Source organism: Pseudomonas sp. NUPR-002, from assembly GCF_056322725.1.
The window spans coordinates 701099-720955 of record NZ_CM150476.1 but is presented as its reverse complement, the minus strand read 5'-3'; the positions used below and the strand labels follow the sequence as shown (position 1 = coordinate 720955).

Annotated in this window: 16 protein-coding genes; 10 read left to right on the top strand and 6 right to left on the bottom strand. The window is 60.0% G+C overall.

Annotated features, from left to right (window positions below; all coding sequences use genetic code 11):
• From ACVWSC_RS03370 to ACVWSC_RS03355, 4 genes are all read right to left on the bottom strand, one after another.
• Entirely contained in the window at positions 1-288 is a 288-nt protein-coding gene (locus ACVWSC_RS03370; protein ID WP_442112041.1) for a YceK/YidQ family lipoprotein, read from the bottom strand.
• Positions 285-914 (bottom strand): flavin prenyltransferase UbiX, encoded by a 630-nt coding sequence (ubiX, locus tag ACVWSC_RS03365; RefSeq protein ID WP_442112040.1) that lies wholly within the window; start codon positions 912-914, stop codon positions 285-287. Before ubiX ends, ACVWSC_RS03370 begins: the two co-directional genes overlap by 4 nt.
• Complete coding sequence (gene mpl, locus ACVWSC_RS03360) at positions 911-2260, bottom strand: UDP-N-acetylmuramate:L-alanyl-gamma-D-glutamyl-meso-diaminopimelate ligase (protein ID WP_442112039.1); 1350 nt, start codon at positions 2258-2260, stop codon at positions 911-913. Before mpl ends, ubiX begins: the two co-directional genes overlap by 4 nt.
• A 66-nt stretch (positions 2261-2326) precedes the next feature.
• Complete coding sequence (locus ACVWSC_RS03355; RefSeq protein ID WP_442112038.1) at positions 2327-4249, bottom strand: sigma-54-dependent Fis family transcriptional regulator; 1923 nt, start codon at positions 4247-4249, stop codon at positions 2327-2329.
• Positions 4250-4517: 268 nt separating this feature from the next.
• On the opposite strand from ACVWSC_RS03355, the gene exaC reads away from it, so the two are divergent.
• The 8 genes from exaC (at position 4518) to ppa (ending at position 12779) form a co-directional block, all read left to right on the top strand.
• Complete coding sequence (gene exaC, locus ACVWSC_RS03350) at positions 4518-6038, top strand: acetaldehyde dehydrogenase ExaC (RefSeq protein ID WP_442112037.1); 1521 nt, start codon at positions 4518-4520, stop codon at positions 6036-6038.
• Between the two features lie 110 nt (positions 6039-6148).
• Entirely contained in the window at positions 6149-7597 is a 1449-nt protein-coding gene (gene eat / locus ACVWSC_RS03345; RefSeq protein WP_442112036.1) for an ethanolamine permease, read from the top strand.
• Positions 7598-7648: 51 nt separating this feature from the next.
• Complete coding sequence (locus ACVWSC_RS03340) at positions 7649-9043, top strand: ethanolamine ammonia-lyase subunit EutB (protein WP_442112035.1); 1395 nt, start codon at positions 7649-7651, stop codon at positions 9041-9043.
• Between the two features lie 11 nt (positions 9044-9054).
• Complete coding sequence (gene eutC / locus ACVWSC_RS03335) at positions 9055-9873, top strand: ethanolamine ammonia-lyase subunit EutC (RefSeq protein WP_442112034.1); 819 nt, start codon at positions 9055-9057, stop codon at positions 9871-9873.
• A 105-nt stretch (positions 9874-9978) separates the two neighbouring features.
• Positions 9979-10437, top strand: coding sequence for a GNAT family N-acetyltransferase (locus ACVWSC_RS03330; protein ID WP_442112033.1), 459 nt, complete (start codon positions 9979-9981; stop codon positions 10435-10437).
• 251 nt (positions 10438-10688) lie between these two features.
• A complete protein-coding gene (locus tag ACVWSC_RS03325; protein WP_442112032.1) occupies positions 10689-11336 on the top strand; it encodes a DedA family protein in 648 nt (215 codons plus the stop codon).
• A gap of 9 nt (positions 11337-11345) precedes the next feature.
• Complete coding sequence (locus ACVWSC_RS03320) at positions 11346-12161, top strand: M90 family metallopeptidase (RefSeq protein ID WP_442112031.1); 816 nt, start codon at positions 11346-11348, stop codon at positions 12159-12161.
• 90 nt (positions 12162-12251) lie between these two features.
• Entirely contained in the window at positions 12252-12779 is a 528-nt protein-coding gene (ppa, locus tag ACVWSC_RS03315; protein WP_107024756.1) for an inorganic diphosphatase, read from the top strand.
• Between the two features lie 57 nt (positions 12780-12836).
• Here ppa and ACVWSC_RS03310 read toward each other — a convergent pair whose 3' ends face one another.
• Positions 12837-15002, bottom strand: coding sequence for a M48 family metallopeptidase (locus ACVWSC_RS03310; protein ID WP_442112030.1), 2166 nt, complete (start codon positions 15000-15002; stop codon positions 12837-12839).
• Between the two features lie 366 nt (positions 15003-15368).
• On the opposite strand from ACVWSC_RS03310, the gene ACVWSC_RS03305 reads away from it, so the two are divergent.
• Both ACVWSC_RS03305 and ACVWSC_RS03300 read left to right on the top strand, forming a co-directional pair.
• Entirely contained in the window at positions 15369-16079 is a 711-nt protein-coding gene (locus tag ACVWSC_RS03305) for a LexA family transcriptional regulator (protein ID WP_442112029.1), read from the top strand.
• A 376-nt stretch (positions 16080-16455) separates the two neighbouring features.
• Positions 16456-17661, top strand: coding sequence for a tyrosine-type recombinase/integrase (locus tag ACVWSC_RS03300; RefSeq protein ID WP_442112028.1), 1206 nt, complete (start codon positions 16456-16458; stop codon positions 17659-17661).
• A gap of 433 nt (positions 17662-18094) precedes the next feature.
• On the opposite strand, the gene ACVWSC_RS03295 is transcribed toward ACVWSC_RS03300, so the two are convergent.
• Positions 18095-19777, bottom strand: coding sequence for a DUF262 domain-containing protein (locus tag ACVWSC_RS03295; protein WP_442112027.1), 1683 nt, complete (start codon positions 19775-19777; stop codon positions 18095-18097).
• Positions 19778-19857: the final 80 nt, after the last annotated feature.

Genomic DNA, 19857 nt, shown 5'->3' with positions numbered 1-19857 from the left:
TCACAATCCACCCGTCGCCTGAAAACTCACGCCTATAGCCGTCAAAACCGACAACGGCAGCAACAAGGTGTCGAGCAAAACGCTGCCCGGCAGGTCATACCCCGGGTACTTCGGCGCTTCGGCACCGAACCGATCCATAGCACAACACCCACCTTGCAACGCATACATGTCCAGGCGCGTGCCGCTATACACCAACGGTGCCCCCGGCTTGGCTGCATCCAGCGTGCGCACGGTAGCGCAGCCGCTGACCAACAACCCCAGCAGCGCTACCCCGAGCAAACGCCTCATTCATCAGCGCCGAAGTGATGCTCACCCCAACGCGGCAGCATGTCCTGAGGGATGTTCAACAGATTGAGAATCCGCGCCACGACAAAGTCGATCAGATCGTCGATGGTCTGCGGCTGATGATAAAACCCCGGCGCCGCCGGCAAAATCACCGCGCCCATGTTCGACAACTTGAGCATGTTTTCCAGGTGAATGGTCGAAAATGGCGCTTCACGTGGTACCAGAATCAATTGCCGACGCTCTTTCAAGGTCACATCGGCAGCGCGTTCGATCAGGTTATTGCAGGCGCCCGTGGCAATTGCCGACAAGGTCCCCGTGGAGCACGGTACCACCACCATCGCCGCTGGCGCGCCCGAACCGGAGGCCACCGGCGACATCCAGTCTTCCTTGCCATACACGCGAATCTGCCCGTCAGCAGCCCCTGTGTATTCGGTCAGAAACGCCTGGATTGCCTGAGGTTTGGCCGGAAGCACCACATCGGTCTCGGTCGACATCACCAGTTGCGCCGCCTTGGAAATCAGGAAATGCACCTCGCGGTCTTCGCGCACCAGGCAATCGAGCAGGCGCAGCCCATACTGCGCCCCCGAAGCGCCGGTCATCGCCAGTGTGATGCGTTCCGGCCCGTTCATTTCAGCGCCTCTGCCAATTTGCCATGCAGGCCGCCAAAGCCGCCGTTGCTCATGATCACCACCTGGGTGCCGGGCTTGGCCTGGCCCTTGACTTGGGCAATGATCGCCTCAAGGCTGTCGGCGACCATCGACGGCACTGTGCACTCAGCCGCAGTGGCAGCCAGATCCCAGCCCAGGTTCGGTGGTGCGTACCAGATCACCTGATCCGCATCGTTGACGCTTTCCGGCAAACCATCGCGGTGGGCGCCAAGCTTCATCGAGTTGGAGCGCGGCTCGATCACGGCAATCAGTGGTGCATCGCCAACGCGTTTTCGCAGTCCATCGAGGGTGGTGGCAATGGCGGTCGGGTGATGGGCAAAGTCGTCGTAAATGGTCACGCCCTGCACTTCCGCGACTTTTTCCATACGCCGTTTTACGCTTTTGAAGGCACTCAGCGCAGCGATGCCCATGGCCGGTACCACGCCCACATGACGGGCCGCCGCCAGCGTCGCCAAGGCGTTGGCGACGTTATGCTGGCCGGTCAGTTCCCACTCAACCACGCCCTGGCTTTCGCCTTCGAAGCTGACTTCAAAACGCGAGCCGTCCGCGCTGAGCAATTTGACCTGCCACTGCCCGCCTTCACCGGTGGTTTGTACCGGCGTCCAGCAGCCCATCTTGATCACCCGCTCCAACGCCGGTTCAGTGGTGGGATGAATCACCAGGCCTTCGCTTGGAATGGTTCGCACCAAGTGGTGGAACTGTCGCTCAATGGCGGCCAGATCAGGGAAAATGTCCGCATGATCGAACTCAAGGTTATTGAGGATCGCGGTGCGCGGACGGTAGTGCACGAATTTCGAGCGCTTGTCGAAGAAGGCACTGTCGTATTCATCGGCCTCCACCACAAAGAACGGCGTGCCGCCCAGTCGGGCCGACACGGCAAAGTTCTGCGGTACGCCACCGATCAGGAAGCCCGGGCTCATACCGGCATGTTCCAGCACCCAGGCCAGCATGCTGCTGGTGGTGGTTTTACCGTGCGTACCGGCCACTGCCAGCACCCAGCGCCCCTGCAGTACATGGTCAGCCAACCACTGCGGGCCCGAGACATACGGCAAGCCCTTGTTGAGCACATACTCGACCGCCGGGTTGCCGCGCGACAGGGCGTTGCCGATCACGACCAGATCGGGAGCCGGATCCAGCTGGGCGGCATCATAACCCTGGGTCAGTTCGATGCCCTGCGCCTCGAGCTGAGTGCTCATCGGCGGATAGACATTGGCGTCGGAGCCGGTAACCCGATGCCCGAGCTCTTTGGCCAGCACCGCCAGAGAGCCCATGAAAGTGCCGCAAATACCAAGAATATGAATATGCATGATCGACCTCGTAAAACGTCGAGGCAGGGTAGCCCAGGGCGTCGGAATTCGCACCCTGTGTTTCGCTCATGCGTCGCGGGCGATGCCGTGTTTGCGAAGTTTTCGATACAAGGTATTGCGGCTGACCCCCAACTGCGCGGCCACATGCGTCATATGCCAGCGGTGTTGCTCCAGCACACTGAGCAATGCACTGCGCTCCGCATCGACTAACAGTGGGAGCGGGCTTGCCCCGCGATTGCGTTCTGCCTGACACACCGCATCGCGGGGCAAGCCCGCGCCTACCAGGTCGGGGAGGCGGATGCAGCCGTCATCGCACAGCGCAGACAGCGTGCGCAACACGTTACGCAACTGACGCACGTTGCCGGGCCAGGCAAATTCAAGCAACGCCTGGCGCGCCTCAGGCTCCAGCACCACTGTTTGCTCACCGGCCTCCTCGGCCAGGATGAAATCCAGCAACTGCGACTTGTCACTGCGCTCACGCAGCGCTGGCAACTGAATTTCCAGACCATTGAGACGGTAATAAAGGTCTTCACGGAAACTGCCGTCTTCGACCCGCTCAAGCAGATTGCGGTGCGTGGCGCTGATGATGCGCACGTTCACCGCCTGCGGCTCGCCGCCAATCGGCACCACCATGCGCTCTTCCAGCACACGCAGCAGGCGGGTCTGCAAGGCCAGCGGCATGTCGCCTATCTCGTCCAGCAGCAGCGTGCCGCCATCAGCTTGCTGCAACTTGCCGCGCATGCCCTCTTTGCGTGCGCCGGTGAAGCTGCCGCCGCGATAACCGAACAGCTCACTCTCGATCAGGCTTTCAGGGATCGAAGCACAGTTGAGTGCCACGAAAGCCTTGCCGCTGCGCTGACTGGCCTGATGAACCGCCTTGGCAAACGCCTCCTTGCCACAACCGGTTTCGCCATTGAGCAGCAACGGCACATCACGCTCGAACACCCGCACGGCACGGCGAAAATCATTCTGCAGCGCCGGATCGACCAGGCAGATACTCGCGGGGCTGCACGCCTGTGCAGGTACAGCCGGCACCGCCACTGACGGCACCGAGCGCGCTTGCCCCCGCAGGCTGGCAAACAGCTGCCGCCCATCACGGGTGCGCAGCGGCCAGCGAGTGCTGCCTTCCGCCATTGCCCGGCTGAACAGCTCGTCCTGGGAGCAATCGAAAAACATCTCCACCGGTTTGCCCAGCACGCCGCCGCGGATGGTGCCGAGCAAGTTCAGCGCGCTCTGGTTGACCGCACTGATTCGCCCCTCACCATCGAACGCCAGCAGGCCCTCACTGAACAGGCCGATCGATTCCGCCTGCAGGTGAAAACGCAGCAGCCACTGGTTCTCGAAGTAACGCAGGAAATAGCAGCTCTCGATCATCCGCGCCGAGAGGTTGACCAACGCCATGGTATGGAACTGACTCTGGCGCGACACATCCGGGCGCGCCGAAGAGACATCGAGCACGGCCATCAGCTCGCCGTGCGGATCGAACACCGGGCTGGCCGAGCACGTCAGGCCAGTGTGGCGGCCGCGAAAATGTTCATCTTGATGGATAGTCAGCGCCTGACGCTCGACCAGACAGGTACCAATGCCATTGGTACCCTCGCGAGCTTCGCTCCAGTCGGCCCCCAGCCATAGCCCGGCACGCTCGAAAATCCGCCGTTCAGTGGCGGCGGTGACACAGTTGAGGATCACCCCGCGGGCATCGGTGAGCAGCACCGCATGGCCTGCGCCCGACAACTGCTGATGCAGGCTGTTCATCTCGTTGCCGGCGATTTGCAAGACCTGCTGCAGGCGCTCACGGCTCTCCAGCACGCGCCCGTGCTCAAGCACGGTGGGCGCCACGCTCAGGGCCGGGTCCAGGTGGTAATCCTCAAGGCAGCGCAGCCATGAGCGGGCAATCGAAGGATCACTGCCGGGCCCCTGCATCTGTGCCTGTCCCTGAGTCACCGTAAGCACTTGCCGGGCGTGCCGGCTGAGGTGATTGTTCTGCACTTTTTATTGTTCTCCGCAGACGAGATGGCCTCAGCATCCTCTACCCGTCCGCGCAATGCAATGCTGGCTTGACCGGCAAGTCACCGCCTGTGCCAGAAACGGTACAAAGTGTCACCTGTACTGTGCCGAGGCTGCCACAGCACCTCCGCGCCCTGCCCTGGCAAAACCTCGCAAGCCCTTGATTTACTTGACCCCGGCCACACTGGCCCAAGCCTTGCTCTATGCTTAAGTAACCTCCCCAACAAGCACAAAAGCCAGGAGACACACCATGCGTTACGCACACCCCGGTACCGAAGGCGCCAAGGTTTCCTTCAAGAGCCGTTATGGGAACTACATTGGTGGCGAATTCGTTGCGCCGGTCAAAGGGCAATACTTCGAGAACACCTCGCCCGTTAACGGCCAACTGATCGCTGAGTTCCCGCGCTCCACCGCCGAAGACGTCGAGAAAGCCCTGGACGCTGCCCATGCCGCCGCTGACGCCTGGGGCACCACCTCGGCCCAGGCACGCTCGTTGATCCTGCTGAAAATCGCCGACCGCATCGAACAGAACCTTGAACTGCTGGCCATTACCGAAACCTGGGACAACGGCAAGGCCATCCGTGAAACCCTCAACGCCGACATCCCGCTGGCTGCCGACCACTTCCGCTATTTCGCCGGCTGCCTGCGTGCCCAGGAAGGCGGCGCCGCAGAAATCGACGGCAACACCGTTGCCTACCACCTGCACGAACCACTGGGCGTGGTCGGGCAGATCATCCCGTGGAACTTCCCGATCCTGATGGCCGCGTGGAAACTGGCACCCGCCCTGGCTGCCGGTAACTGCGTGGTGCTCAAGCCTGCCGAGCAAACTCCGCTGGGTATCACCGTGCTGCTGGAAGTGATCGGTGACCTGCTGCCAGCCGGCGTGCTCAACGTGGTGCAAGGCTATGGCCGCGAAGCGGGTGAAGCCCTGGCCACCAGCAAACGCATCGCCAAGATTGCCTTCACCGGCTCCACCCCGGTCGGCTCGCACATCATGAAATGCGCTGCCGAGAACATCATCCCGTCGACCGTAGAACTGGGCGGCAAATCGCCGAACATCTTCTTCGAAGACATCATGCAGGCCGAGCCTGCGTTCATCGAAAAAGCCGCCGAAGGCCTGGTACTGGCGTTCTTCAACCAAGGCGAAGTGTGCACCTGCCCATCGCGTGCGCTGGTGCAAGAGTCGATCTACCCAGCGTTCATGCAGGAGGTCATGAAGAAGATCAAACAGATCAAGCGCGGCGATCCCCTCGACACCGACACCATGGTCGGCGCCCAGGCGTCCGAGCAGCAGTTCGACAAGATCCTCTCCTACCTGGAAATCGCCGAGAAGGAAGGTGCTGAACTGCTGACCGGCGGCAAAGTGGAAAAACTCGAAGGCAGCCTGTCGACCGGCTATTACATCCAGCCGACCCTGCTCAAGGGCACCAACCAGATGCGCGTGTTCCAGGAAGAAATCTTTGGCCCGGTGGTCAGCGTCACCACCTTCAAAGACGAAGCCGAAGCACTGGCGATCGCCAACGACACCGAGTTCGGCCTCGGCGCTGGCGTATGGACCCGCGACATCAACCGCGCCTACCGCATGGGCCGCGGTATCAAGGCTGGCCGCGTGTGGACCAACTGCTACCACCTGTACCCGGCGCACGCCGCGTTCGGTGGCTACAAAAAGTCCGGCGTTGGCCGCGAAACGCACAAAATGATGCTCGACCACTACCAGCAAACCAAAAACCTGCTGGTTAGCTACGACATCAATCCGCTGGGCTTCTTCTAACCCGCAAAACAGCGCGGCCCCACCCCGGGGCCGCGCTGGCTCGCTTCCTGCAAGACCATCACCAACAGCTGGCAGCCGCCGGTTGAAAAAGAAAAAAACAGGTGAACCCTATGCCAAGCGATCATTCCGGCAGTGTGCCGGCCGGTTCTTCCGTCGACTTCGAAAAGGTCGGCAGCGACTACTTCCAACAACGTGAACTGAAAAAAGGCGCAGCAGGCTGGGTGTTGCTGGTCGGCCTTGGCGTTGCCTACGTGATTTCCGGCGACTACGCCGGCTGGAACTTCGGCCTGGCCCAAGGCGGCTGGGGTGGCATGTTCCTCGCCACCTTGCTGATGGCCACCATGTACCTGTGCATGTGCTTTTCCCTGGCTGAACTGTCTTCGATGATCCCCACCGCAGGCGGCGGCTACGGCTTTGCCCGCAGCGCGTTCGGGCCCTGGGGCGGCTTTCTGACCGGCACCGCCATCCTCATCGAATACGCCATCGCCCCGGCGGCCATTGCCGTGTTCATCGGTGCCTACTGCCAATCGTTGTTCGGCATTGGCGGCTGGATGATCTACCTGGCCTTCTACATCATCTTTATCGGCATCCACATCTTCGGGGTCGGTGAAGCACTGAAACTGATGTTCATCATCACGGCCGTGGCCGCTATTGCACTGGGCGTGTTCCTGGTCGCGATGGTGCCGCACTTCGAAGTGAGCAACCTGTTCGACATCGCCCAGACCGACGCCGTGGGCGCCAGCAGTTTCCTGCCGTTCGGTTATGTCGGCGTGTGGGCGGCGATCCCTTACGCCATCTGGTTCTTCCTTGCGGTTGAAGGCGTACCACTGGCTGCCGAAGAAACCAAAAACCCCAAGCGCGACCTGCCCCGCGGGCTGATCGGCGCCATGCTGGTATTGCTGGCCTTCGCCCTGCTGATTCTGGTGGTTGGGCCGGGGGGGGCAGGCGCAGAAGCGCTGAAAAGCTCGGGTAACCCGCTGGTCGAAGCACTGGCCAAAGCCTACGGCGGCTCGACCTGGATGGGCGGCTTCGTCAACCTGGTCGGCCTGGCCGGGCTGATCGCCAGTTTCTTCTCGATCATCTACGCCTACTCCCGGCAGATCTTCGCCTTGTCGCGGGCCGGCTACCTGCCACGCAAACTCTCGGAAACCAACAAGAGTAAAGCGCCCGTGCTGGCCCTGGTGATCCCCGGCATCATCGGTTTTGCTCTGTCGTTGACCGGCCAGGGCGACCTGCTGATCCTGGTTGCGGTGTTCGGCGCTACGCTGTCTTATGTACTGATGATGGCCGCGCACATCACCCTGCGCATCAAACGCCCCAAAATGGAGCGCCCATACCGCACGCCGGGCGGGATCTTCACGTCGGGTGTGGCTCTGGTGCTGGCCTGCATCGCCGTCGTCGCCGGTTTTCTGGTAGACCCGCGTGTAGTGATTGGCGCCGCCATAATCTACGGCGTACTGATTGCCTACTTTGCGTTTTACAGCCGCCACCACCTGGTAGCGGGCACACCGGAAGAAGAGTTCGCCGCGATCCAAAAGGCCGAAGAGGCCCTGCACTGATCAACGCCACCTGCGCCGCAGGCCAGACCTGCGGCGTTCTGGAGAGTCTGTATGGCAAGTTTTGTACACACGGCAGGTCAGCAGACCTACCGCTTTGAAAGTCTCAAAGAAGTCATGGCCAAAGCCAGCCCGGCCCGCTCGGGCGACTTTCTCGCCGGGGTGGCGGCCAGCAACGATGGCGAACGGGTTGCCGCGCAGATGGCCCTGGCCGATATCCCCCTCAAACACTTTCTCAACGAAGCGCTGATTCCCTACGAAGCCGATGAAGTCACCCGCCTGATCATCGACACCCACGATGCCGCCGCCTTCGCCCCGGTCAGCCACCTGACCGTGGGCGGCCTGCGCGACTGGCTGCTCAGCGATCAGGCTGATGAAGCCCGCCTGCGTGCCCTGGCGCCCGGTCTAACGCCGGAAATGGCTGCTGCCGTGTCGAAGATCATGCGCGTGCAAGACCTGGTGCTGGTGGCGCAGAAAATCCGTGTAGTAACCCGCTTTCGCGGCACCATGGGCCTGCGTGGACGCCTCTCGACCCGCTTGCAGCCCAACCACCCGACCGATGAACCGGCCGGTATCGCCGCAAGCATTCTCGATGGCCTGCTGTATGGCAACGGCGACGCCATGATCGGCATCAACCCGGCCACCGACAGCATCGCCTCGATCTGCGCGCTACTGGAAATGCTCGACGCCATCATCCAGCGCTACGACATCCCGACCCAGGCCTGCGTACTCACCCACGTCACCACCTCGATCGAAGCGATCAACCGTGGCGTGCCGCTGGATCTGGTGTTCCAGTCGATTGCCGGTACTGAAGCGGCCAACGCCAGCTTCGGCATCAACCTCAATGTGCTCAAAGAAGGTTACGAAGCCGGCCTGAGCCTCAATCGCGGCACCCTCGGGCAAAACCTGATGTACTTCGAAACCGGCCAGGGCAGTGCGCTGTCGGCCAACGCCCACCATGGCGTCGACCAGCAAACCTGCGAAACCCGCGCCTACGCCGTGGCCCGCCACTTCAAGCCGTTTCTGGTCAACACCGTGGTCGGATTCATCGGCCCGGAGTACCTGTACAACGGCAAGCAGATCATCCGTGCCGGTCTGGAGGATCACTTCTGCGGCAAGTTGCTTGGCGTGCCGATGGGGTGCGACATTTGCTACACCAACCATGCCGAAGCCGACCAGGATGACATGGACATGCTTCTGACCCTGCTTGGCGTTGCCGGGATCAACTTCATCATGGGCATCCCCGGCTCCGACGACATCATGCTCAATTACCAGACCACCTCATTCCACGATGCCCTGTATGCCCGCCAGACCCTGGGCTTGAAACCGGCACCGGAATTCGAAGCCTGGCTGGCACGCACCGGTATTTTCACCCAGGCCGATGGCCGCGTGCGCTTCGGTGACAACCTGCCACCGGCGTTCCGCCAGGCCTTGGCGCAATTGGGATAAGCGAGGCGAACATGGACAACACCCCCGACCACAGCAGCAACCCCTGGCTGGAACTGCGCCGCCTGACCCCGGCCCGGATTGCCCTGGGCCGTACCGGCACCAGCCTGCCGACCAGCGCCCAGCTGGACTTCCAGTTTGCCCACGCCCAGGCCCGTGATGCCGTGCATCTGGCCTTCGATCACCAGGGGCTGCGTGCACAGCTGGATGAACGCCAACAACAGAGCCTGCTGCTGCACAGCGCCGCTGCCGACCGCCACAGCTACCTGCAACGCCCCGACCTGGGCCGCCGCCTGCACCCGGACTCGGCGCAACAGCTGCGCGCGCATGCCGAAGCCAATCCCGGGGGCGTAGACCTGGCCATCGTCGTCGCCGATGGCCTTTCGGCCCTGGCCGTGCATCGCCACACCCTGCCCTTCCTCACGCGCTTTGAAGAGCAATCTGCTGCCGAAGGCTGGTCGAAGTCGCCGGTGATCCTGGTGGAACAAGGGCGCGTGGCGGTGGCGGACGAAGTCGGCGAATTGCTCGGGGCGAAAATGACCGTGATCCTCATCGGTGAGCGCCCTGGCCTGAGTTCTCCCGACAGCCTCGGCCTGTACTTCACCTACAACCCCAAAGTCGGCCTGACCGACGCCTACCGCAACTGCATTTCCAATGTCCGCCTTGAAGGCCTCAGCTACGGCATGGCCGCCCATCGTTTGTTGTACCTGATGCGCGAGGCGTGCCGACGCCAACTGTCCGGGGTCAACCTCAAAGATGAAGCGCAGGTGCACACACTTGAGTCAGCAGCGGATGCGCCGAACAAAGGAAACTTCTTGCTAAGCAAATCCTGAAGCGGTGGCGGTTTCGTAGATTGCACTTTCTAATTGCCTTCAGGCAGCATTTACCGCGGCTGCCGGCGATTCGCCGCACACTTCCATGGACCCTGAGGCCTGCTTATGCGAATCATCAAAGCAACCCTGGAACATCTGGACCTGCTTGCCCCTCTGTTCGTCCGTTACCGCGAATTCTACGGACAACTGCCCTACCCCGACTCGTCGCGCAATTTCTTGCAAAAGCGCCTTGAGCGCGGCGAATCGATTATCTACCTGGCCTTGCCAGACGATGACGACACCAAGCTGATGGGCTTTTGCCAGCTCTACCCCAGTTTCTCGTCGCTGTCGCTCAAGCGCGTGTGGATTCTCAACGACATCTTTGTAGCGGAAGATTCCCGACGCATGCTGGTCGCTGACCACCTCATGCAGGAAGCCAAGAAAATGGCCAAGGAGACCAACGCCGTACGCCTGCGGGTATCGACCAGCAGCGACAACGAAGTGGCGATGAAAACCTACGAATCCATCGGCTTTCGTGAAGACACCGAGTTCAAAAGCTACATCCTGCCAATCAAATCAGATTGATCCCCCGGTAGGAGCGGGCTTGCCCCGCGATAGCGGTGTGTCAGGTATATCGCTATCGCGGGGCAAGCCCGCTCCCACAATTTTAGAAATCCGTCGCTACAAACTGCACGGGCACATTCTTATCGCCTCCGTATAATGCACCCTCTCAAAATGTGTGAAACTTTACCCATCTCTCGGGTAGCGGCTGCTCGCATTCGCACTGCCAGTCCTCGCATGCCCCTCGACCGGGTCAAAGAACACAGGTGCTGTACATGGATTTCAACCCGCTGGACCTCATTCTGCATCTCGACGCCTACCTCGATTTGCTGGTCAACAACTATGGCCCGTGGATCTACGCGATCCTGTTCCTGGTGATCTTCTGCGAGACCGGCCTGGTAGTGATGCCATTCCTGCCGGGTGACTCTTTGCTGTTCATTGCCGGTGCCGTGGCCGCTGGCGGTGGCATGGACCCGGTACTGCTGGGTGGCCTGCTGATGGCTGCGGCGATTCTGGGTGACAGCACCAACTATGTGGTCGGCCGAACCGCCGGTGAACGGCTATTTCGCAATCCCAATTCGAAAATCTTCCGCCGCGACTACCTGCAGCAAACCCACGACTTCTACGAGCGTCATGGCGGCAAAACCGTCACCCTGGCGCGCTTTCTGCCGATCCTGCGCACCTTTGCACCGTTCGTCGCCGGCATTGCGAAAATGCACTACCCACGTTTTCTCGGTTTCAGCGTCGCCGGCACTGTGCTGTGGGTCGGCGGCCTGGTCACCCTCGGCTACTTCTTCGGCAACGTACCGTTCATCAAGCAGAACCTGTCGTTGATGATCGTCGCGATCATCCTGCTGTCGCTGGTGCCGATGATCATTGGCGTAGTGCGCAGCCGCATGCACCGCGCTGCCAAGGTTCATTAAGCCCGGGCCATGTGGTCGCTGAGCGCCTGGCGCCGTCGCCGCACCCTGGCACGTCACCCCATCGACCCGCAGCGCTGGCAGCGGGTTCGCGAGCGCCTGCCGATGCTCGACGGGCTGAGTGCCGACGAAGACCACTGGCTACGCGAAGCCTGTGTACTGTTTCTGCATGACAAACACCTGAGCGCCCTGCCCGGTGTTGAACTCGACGGCGAGCAACGCCTGTTCCTGGCTGCCCAGGCCCAGCTACCTTTGCTGCATCTGGGCGAGTTGAACTGGTACCAGGGCTTCCATGAAATCGTGCTGTACCCCGATGATTTCCTCAGCCCTCAGCGCCACCGCGACGCCAGTGGCGTGGAGCATGAATGGAACGGTGAGCACAGCGGCGAAGCCTGGCAGCAAGGCCCGGTGATTCTGGCCTGGCCCGGCGTATTGGCCAGCGGTGGCTGGGAAGGCTACAACCTGGTCATCCACGAACTGGCGCACAAACTCGACATGCTCAACGGCGACGCCAACGGCCTGCCGCCGCTGCACAACGACATGCGCGTCAGCGACTGGGCCAAGGCCATGCAAGACGCCTACGACGACCTCAATCGCCAGCTGGACCGCGACCCGGACGCCGAGACCGCCATCGACCCTTACGCGGCGGAAAACCCCGCGGAGTTTTTCGCTGTCACCAGCGAATACTTCTTCAGCGCCCCCGACCTGCTCAACGACGCCTACCCCGCTGTATACCAGCAATTGCGCGGCTTTTACCGCCAGGACCCGCTGGCCCGCCTGCATCAGTTGCAGCACAGCCACCCGCATTACCAGCAGACACAAGGCTGATACGCCGGACATCAGGGCGGACGTGGCAAGCAGTGCGGAATGTGCCTATAATCGCGACCAATTTTTGGCCAAACATGGGGGCACTGCCCAATGAGCTACAGCAAGATTCCGGCTGGCAAAGACCTGCCGAACGACATCTACGTCGCCATCGAAATTCCAGCCAACCACGCCCCGATCAAGTACGAGATCGACAAAGACAGCGATTGCCTGTTCGTTGACCGTTTCATGGCCACCCCGATGTTCTACCCGGCCAACTACGGTTACATCCCGAACACCCTGGCTGACGACGGTGATCCGCTGGACGTCCTGGTTGTTACCCCGTACCCAGTCGCCCCAGGCTCGGTGATCCGTGCTCGTCCGGTCGGCATCCTGAACATGACCGACGACGGCGGCGGCGACGCCAAAGTGGTTGCCGTACCGCACGACAAACTGTCGCAACTGTACGTCGACGTCAAAGAATACACCGACCTGCCAGCGCTGCTGATCCAGCAGATCGAGCACTTCTTCGCCAACTACAAGGATCTGGAGAAGGGCAAGTGGGTCAAGATCGAAGGTTGGGACGGCGCTGACGCCGCCCGCGCTGCGATCACCAAATCGGTTGCTGCCTACAAAGGCTAAGCCACCGCTTAACAAAGAGCCCCGCATTTGCGGGGCTTTTTGTTTGCAGAGGGCTCGTTATGCCTGTTCGAAACGCTGTTGCAGCAAGTGCCGCGCGGCGCCGGCGTTCAGGTAGCTACCGATCAGGTCGGCGAGTTCCTGAGCCTTGAGCGCTTTGCCATCGCGACAGAACTGCGTCAACTGCAACTGTATCCAGCGTTTTTTCTTGAACACTTTGGCATTTGGGGCAAAGAACGACCGCGACGCCAACTCCGGCAATGGCGCGTCCTCTTCAAGCTGAATGTTCAGAATCATGCCCTGACCCGTCTGCAAACCGAAGTCGGCAATGTGTTGAATCGGCAATGGCGCTTTGAAGTTGCTGAAAACCAGATGGTCCGGCGTAAGCAACAAGGCCGTTTTGTCGGCGCGGGCACGCATGCGCAACGCAAACGGCACAATGCACACCACCGTGAAAATCAAAACGCTGAAGGTCACAATCAAGATGCGCGGGAACTTCTCCCCCGCCGTCGGAGACAGGAACGGCACGGCCAGCACAGCAAACGCTGCAAGCGTGAGCACCGCGCAAAACACCAGCAACAGCAAACCACGCAGCTGCGAGCCTTCATGCAGGCTGACATTGCCGCTGACCTTGCTGGCATGATCACGTAACGCTTCAACCGCTGCGGCATCCTGGGCCACATAGTGGTTGATGTAATCCTGGGTGATGCGCGTGCGCAACGCCTGCGGGTCGGCAAAGTAGCGATCCATCGCAGCGCAGGCCTGCCCGGCGTCCAAGGCGCGGGTGCCGCTACGGACGGCATCATCGACAGCAATCTGCAATGCGGCTACGCGCTCGCCATTGGAGGGGTGAGTGTCAGAAGGGTGCGGCAACTGCGTCGCCATCTCCTCTTCCGGAAGGTGCAATGCTTGCACCGCCAACTCCTGGGTGACACAGGTCGGCAAGTCGGCAACCGGCGGATGCTCGGGCGTCTGTTGGACCGCGCTGGCGATATGCGTGTGCATCCGCTCCAGCAGTACAGGATCGATGGCGGAGATACGCACCAGTGCCGAAGCCATAGCCAGATTGCCCGCCAATTGTGCGCCTGCAGCGTCGGCCGCCAGCTCGCGCACACGGCTCCAGTGATTGACGGCGTGGTCGAAGCTCTCCATGAAATAGACGCCCAGCATGAATGCCGGACGCAAGATCGTGCGCTGCAGCATATCGCTGGCCAGCATGGTTTCGGCAATCACCCCGAGGCTGCGGCCGATGCCATCGTAAATCGGTACGAAGCGCAGACTGTACTCGGTGTCGGCACCGGCGAAGTGCGCCAGTTCATGCCCGATGACCGCATCGATCTCCCCGGTATCGAGCAGCCCCAGGTACATCAGCGGCACATGCAACGTACGGCCCTGTAGCGTGCTGCCGGCGGGCAACAGGTCGACGTCGCTGGAGGTGACGTAAAAGCCCTCGGACATGCCCAGTACGATGTGATCGGGTGCCAGCGCACCAAGTCGCCCGGCCAGCTCGCGCACATGCGCCCACAGCACCGGCGCTTGTGCTTCGCTAACGTCCTGCCCCAACACCGGCATGGCGGTAGGCTCGAACATGTGCAGCATGACCCGCAACTGCTTGGCCATTTGCCACATTGAATACAGGCAGCCCGCCATGATCAAAAGCGTGACCAGCATCAACTTGATTTCGCCGGTGTTCATTTTCCCCGCGTGCCAGATCCCCAAGCCTTCAAAGGCGAGAATCGAGGCAACCGCGGCGCCCATCAAAATGATATGCCCCACAAGCACGTAGGGCAGAATCCGGCTGACGCGGGTGAACGTGTGAAGCAATCGCTCACGGGAATGCAGGGCGCGCGCCCCTGCCCAGTTCAACCCCCACATGCCGATTCCGCCGACCAGCGCGGCGAGCAGCCCCAAGGCAATCACCGCCTTGGCCAGCCAGCTCTTCAATTCACCCAGGGGTATCAGCGTTTCTATGTCACTTTTAGCGGTGCTCAGCCGGGACAAGGCCAGACTGGCGGAAAGGCGTTCCCCGTCGATCTCGACCATCGGCGCGCGTGCGCCGCTCTGGGAGACCAGCGCTTCAAGTTCGGGAAGGATTTCGTTGATGTTGGCTTGAATACTGACCAGCTCCGAATTGGTTTCGGTGCTGCGATTCAGCTCCCAGACGCCGAACAGGTTCAGACATAAAGGCAGCAGGATCAGTACTGCAATGAGCTTGTAGGTTTTCATAAGGCAGGCCCAAAGGTGCGTCGCCGCAGGCTATCCAAAGCGAGCACAAATTCCATTTTTACCAACCGCCCTCATGGACGCTTGCGTGCAGGCGCGGCCCGTCTGAACGGACCCTCTCGCGCTGACTGCCTTATACAGCGATATTCCTGAACAGGTAACCATCAATTGGCCATCATCCTGCGCCGATTTCAAGGAATGTGCGCCGGGTCGCACCTGATTCAGGTGCTGCGCAGGTCAGGCTGATTTTTTGCCAGGAAATCTCTTACAGCCATCTAGGAAATGCCTGTAAACCTAGCTATTTATCGCCTTCAAAAATGAACTTCGCGTTTATATCCCTGCCCGTACAAGCCCACTAGACTCGGTTTTATGAATACGTCAGGTGATCGTCTCAAAACACTGCTGCACGAGTGCAACCTCTCGCCTTCGGATTTTGCCGCACAGCGCAAGGTCACTCCGCAGCACGTCAATAACTGGTTCAAACGCGGAGTGCCTTTGGCCCGGCTCGAGGAAATCGCCGAGCTACTGTGTGTTCGCAGCAAGTGGTTGCGCACCGGCGAAGGCCCCAAGCACCCCACTCCATTACCGCGCCTTGACGCAGCACCGCGCAAACCCGGCATCGAACCCACAGACTCGGCCCTGCTGGCCGCTCACACATCCAGCGACATCCAGTTGCCGTTCTACAGCATGCAATCCCGGCAGCTGAAACCCATTGCCGACCACTACCTGCGCCTGCCCGCTCGCGCGCTCGACGCCCTTGGCGTCGACCCTCGCCAGGCCCTGTGCCTGAGCATGCCCACCAGCAACATGAGCCCATTGCTGCCGAGGGGCAGTACCCTGGCCATCGACTGCGGCCTGACCCGCATCGTCGAAGGCGAATGCTATGCCCTGCTGCACAACGGACGCTTACGCATCAACAGCCTCAGCCAGCAAGCCAACGGCAGCCTGCGCCTGCACAGCCATAACAGCGACGAACACCCCACCGAAACCTACAGCCCGGCGCAGCTGAAAAGTCAGAAGCTGAGCATATTGGGTTGGGTGTTCTGGTGGGGGCATCTACGAGCCAGTCGCCCGGCTTGAGCGCTTGAGATGCAATTATTGCTGGGCATCGGCCGCCATACCCAGTATGCTACGCCGCACATTTAGCCCCGGCTGCCTAGCACGCCAGCGGGCCTGGCGCGGCATACACTGCTTGCAGCCACTCCCGGCCCCAGTGCCGGTCCAACGATTTTAAGAGGGTTGCGGCTTACCATAAATTAGCCAAAGCCTTCCCCTGGAAGCCGGCCACAAGCCGGCTTTTTATTTGTCCAAAGAAATCCACCAAGATCCCACAGCCTAGTATTTACATGGCCTGCTGCGTACCATCTGTCCCATAGCGTCCGATAAGCAACCACTAAATCCGAGCCCAAGGTGTGGGTCAGAGTGTGGGTCAAGGGGGCAGATCTGGAGAGTCAGAATGGGTAAGCTAACGAGCAAGACGGCCGAATCGCTGTCCAAGGCTGCAGTGCCAGGAAAAACCAACGACGGTGACGGGCTTTACTTCCAGGTATCGAAAAGCGGAGCATCCAGTTGGATCTTCCGCTACAAGCTGGAGGGGCGAAGCCGTGAGATGGGATTAGGTCCCTTCCCCACTATCACTCTCAGTGCGGCACGCCAGCTTGCTGCTGAGCAACGCAAAATACTGGCAAGCGGAGCAGACCCTCTGGGCACCCGCGATGCAGAACGAGAAGCCAAACGTGAGGCTCAGCGCCAGGCAGACGCACGCCGTATAACCTTCAAAGACCTCGCTTTGCAGTATCAACAAGCACACGGAGCTTCCTGGTCAGAGAAGTGGCACAAAGGCTGGCTTAGAAAACTGGAGCTCTACGCATTCCCTACCATCGGATCTGTCTCGGCAGATGCGATCCAAACCGAGCAAGTGGTGAACGTGCTGCGTCCAATCTGGGCCACCAAGACTCGTACTGCTGACGAAGTTCGCGGCCAGATCGAGCAGATATTGGATGCAGCAAGAACCCGCGGTCTACGTACTGGCGACAATCCCGCCCGCTGGCGAGGTCACCTAGATAACCTCCTGAGCAAAGCAGAAAAGAAGAAAGCTCGTCAGCGAACACACTTCCCCGCTATGCACTGGAAGGACTTGCCAGAGCTGATGGAGAAGCTCGCTAAAATTCCCAGCCGAGATGCCATCGCAGCCCGCCTGCTAATTTTGACGGGAGCCCGCGCCCACATGATTCGTTTCGCCCAATGGTCAGAGTTTGATCTAGAGGCAGGAGTATGGTCACTGCCAGCTGCACGAATGAAGATGAGAAAGGCATTCGTAATACCACTCCCTTCAGCAGTAGTTGGCATGCTACGTGACATGACCCGCACAGACTCGCCCAATGTGTTCCCCGGTCAAGGGAAGAGCGGAGTCATCCATGCCAACGCAATACGCAACCTACTACATAAGCTCGGCCACGCGGATATTACACGACACGGCTTCCGCTCTACCTTCCGGGACTGGGCGAATGAGTACACACACTATCCACGAGAGGTTTGCGAACTCGCACTCGCACACGATGAGCGCGACCAAACGGAAGCTGCCTACTCACGCTCGGATCTTCTGGAGAAGCGCAGAATCCTAATGGCGGACTGGGCAACATTCTGCTCTCACATAAAGTGACAGCATTTCACTTGAGATGGATCATACGGTCGACAAAAGCCACATAAACGGAAAGCCGAAAGATCCACCTAGCAAATCCAGCCTAAGTTACTCCACGACACCGAGACGACTCACAAGGTTATTCCGGATAAAGCCATAAGTGGTGAACCGTTATAATTCCAGCTGCAGAAGAACCGCCTTCTAGTAAGAAAACCCTATCATGTTTTGACTGACAAACCGCATCACCGAAAACTGTCGACGGTAGCGCCTCTAGAGCCCCCTGGCTGTTGCACCCGCTCAACGACGGCCTACGTCAGGGTGCCCATCCATGCGGCGATCCCGAACACCAACAACTCACTCCAGTCAATCGGGCATAAACCAGCATGAGCAGCCATTGGCTGCTCATGCTGTGACTTGGATTTTTTCTTTGCGTGAGGCCTTACCAAGCGCCGAATCACTTTCCCGGAGCGTAGGAGTCTTTCAGACGTTGCAACAGATCTTTGTGGCGCGCCTCCAGATCAGCCAGCGCAAAACACCCCATTGCCAACAAGCGCTGCGAGTTTGGCAAGCTTTCCACCCGATCCTCAAAGTATCGAACCCGCTTGCTCGCAAAGTCCAGATTACCCAGGGACGTGTTCTTGCGCCGCGAGAGCAGCATCAGGTTACCCAGTCGGTGCAGCCACGTCTCACGCTGCTCCTCATTGAAGTCTCTGACCCACTGGCTCGCACCGCCCGGATTCTGCGGCAGGATGTGCTCCACACTAATATCATCGGGCAGATTAAGCGGCGCAGCATGGCTGGCCAGCAGGTACTCCAGGCGCAGTAGGACATATCGAGCGAAACGCCGACCGTAGATAGCGTCATCCAGTAAGTCCTGCAACTGCTTGCGGTCAAAGTCGAAAGCCTTGCTGGCAAGCACTTCAGCCGGAGTCTCGGCCGCTTCGATCACCTTTAGCACTTCATTCATGTTGCTGATGCGCTGGGTGGGCGTGAGTTGCACGATCCAGTCAGCCGAGAATTTGTTGTCGATGCGCTCGATCAGATCGAGCAACTTCTCTGCCTTGAACTTGCGATACCAGGCCAGTACCGGCGGAATCCAATCGGTGGATGGCAGGCCTCGACGCATCACGTTGATACGGTTGCGATAGGCATTGCCCAGACCGATCGGCAGGCCATCGAGCTGGATCGCCTCATCGAAGGCATCCTTGTAGGCCTTCACGGCCTCAAAGCTCTCGCTGCCCAGTGCCAGTAGAGGCGGCTTAGTGCCGTAGATGCGTTCGTCAAACTCCTTGAGCAGGCCTTCCCGTGCTTTGTCCTTCACATAGATGGTGCGCACCAACGAGAGGAAGCGGTCGAACTCGTCGCGCCCCATCTCGCCTTCAACTTCCTCCCAGTATTCAGCCCACTTGCTGCGTTCGCTTTCCTTGGTGACCGCCCCGAGATTTTTGGCCTTGAGAATGTCGCTGTTGGACAGCGGAATACCCCGGTCGTTGAGAATGGTAAAAAGCCGGAAGGCATCGTCCAGGTCTTCGGTGGCCACATAGATGAAAAGGGCGTTGTTCAGCAGATAGCCAACGAATCGGTCGAAGCCCCCTTCCGTGGGGAAGCGTCTGCTATCATCAAAACCACCATGAATGGTCTGCATGCCTGCTGCCATATTGGCCAAGGACAGATTCTTGCTAGCGGCAATGCCCCGCAAGTCTGCGCTACACGAACCGTTGTCGGCCTTGACATAGCGCTCAATGAAATTGCCCACGTTATCGCGGATGTCATAGACGATGCGGTTACGTCCAGGAATCTTCTTCCATTTGTTTTCCTCCTGGAACAGCATCTCGCGACAGGCCCCCTTGAGCTTATCGTCCGTAACCCGGTCACGGATGCAGGCCAACATCAGCATCAGGGTGGTCAGGCGTTGCTGGCCATCCAGCAGCTCGTACTCCTCAAAACTCACCCCGTCGGTAGTGCGTGTAGCCTTGCGCAGCACCATCGAGCCCAGAAAGTATTGCCCGTCTGGATTATGCTCGCTGGCGTAGTTCACATCGTCGATCAGCTCGGAAATCTCATCCTTGCCCCAGACGTAGGCACGCTGGTAGTCCGGAATGCGGAACCAGAAACGGGAAAACACTTCGCCGATCACGATCTTGGCACTGTCGATCTGGCCTTTCTTACCTGTGCTCACGATAGATACTCCTCAATCCCTTCATCGCTGCGTTGTTC

Coding starts and splice junctions, on each gene's coding strand:
- ACVWSC_RS03370 (WP_442112041.1), bottom strand. CDS start 288: ATGAGGCGTTTGCTCGGGGTAGCGCTGCTGGGGTTGTTGGTCAGCGGC.
- ubiX (WP_442112040.1), bottom strand. CDS start 914: ATGAACGGGCCGGAACGCATCACACTGGCGATGACCGGCGCTTCGGGG.
- mpl (WP_442112039.1), bottom strand. CDS start 2,260: ATGCATATTCATATTCTTGGTATTTGCGGCACTTTCATGGGCTCTCTG.
- exaC (WP_442112037.1), top strand. CDS start 4,518: ATGCGTTACGCACACCCCGGTACCGAAGGCGCCAAGGTTTCCTTCAAG.
- eat (WP_442112036.1), top strand. CDS start 6,149: ATGCCAAGCGATCATTCCGGCAGTGTGCCGGCCGGTTCTTCCGTCGAC.
- ACVWSC_RS03340 (WP_442112035.1), top strand. CDS start 7,649: ATGGCAAGTTTTGTACACACGGCAGGTCAGCAGACCTACCGCTTTGAA.
- eutC (WP_442112034.1), top strand. CDS start 9,055: ATGGACAACACCCCCGACCACAGCAGCAACCCCTGGCTGGAACTGCGC.
- ACVWSC_RS03330 (WP_442112033.1), top strand. CDS start 9,979: ATGCGAATCATCAAAGCAACCCTGGAACATCTGGACCTGCTTGCCCCT.
- ACVWSC_RS03325 (WP_442112032.1), top strand. CDS start 10,689: ATGGATTTCAACCCGCTGGACCTCATTCTGCATCTCGACGCCTACCTC.
- ACVWSC_RS03320 (WP_442112031.1), top strand. CDS start 11,346: ATGTGGTCGCTGAGCGCCTGGCGCCGTCGCCGCACCCTGGCACGTCAC.
- ppa (WP_107024756.1), top strand. CDS start 12,252: ATGAGCTACAGCAAGATTCCGGCTGGCAAAGACCTGCCGAACGACATC.
- ACVWSC_RS03310 (WP_442112030.1), bottom strand. CDS start 15,002: ATGAAAACCTACAAGCTCATTGCAGTACTGATCCTGCTGCCTTTATGT.
- ACVWSC_RS03305 (WP_442112029.1), top strand. CDS start 15,369: ATGAATACGTCAGGTGATCGTCTCAAAACACTGCTGCACGAGTGCAAC.
- ACVWSC_RS03300 (WP_442112028.1), top strand. CDS start 16,456: ATGGGTAAGCTAACGAGCAAGACGGCCGAATCGCTGTCCAAGGCTGCA.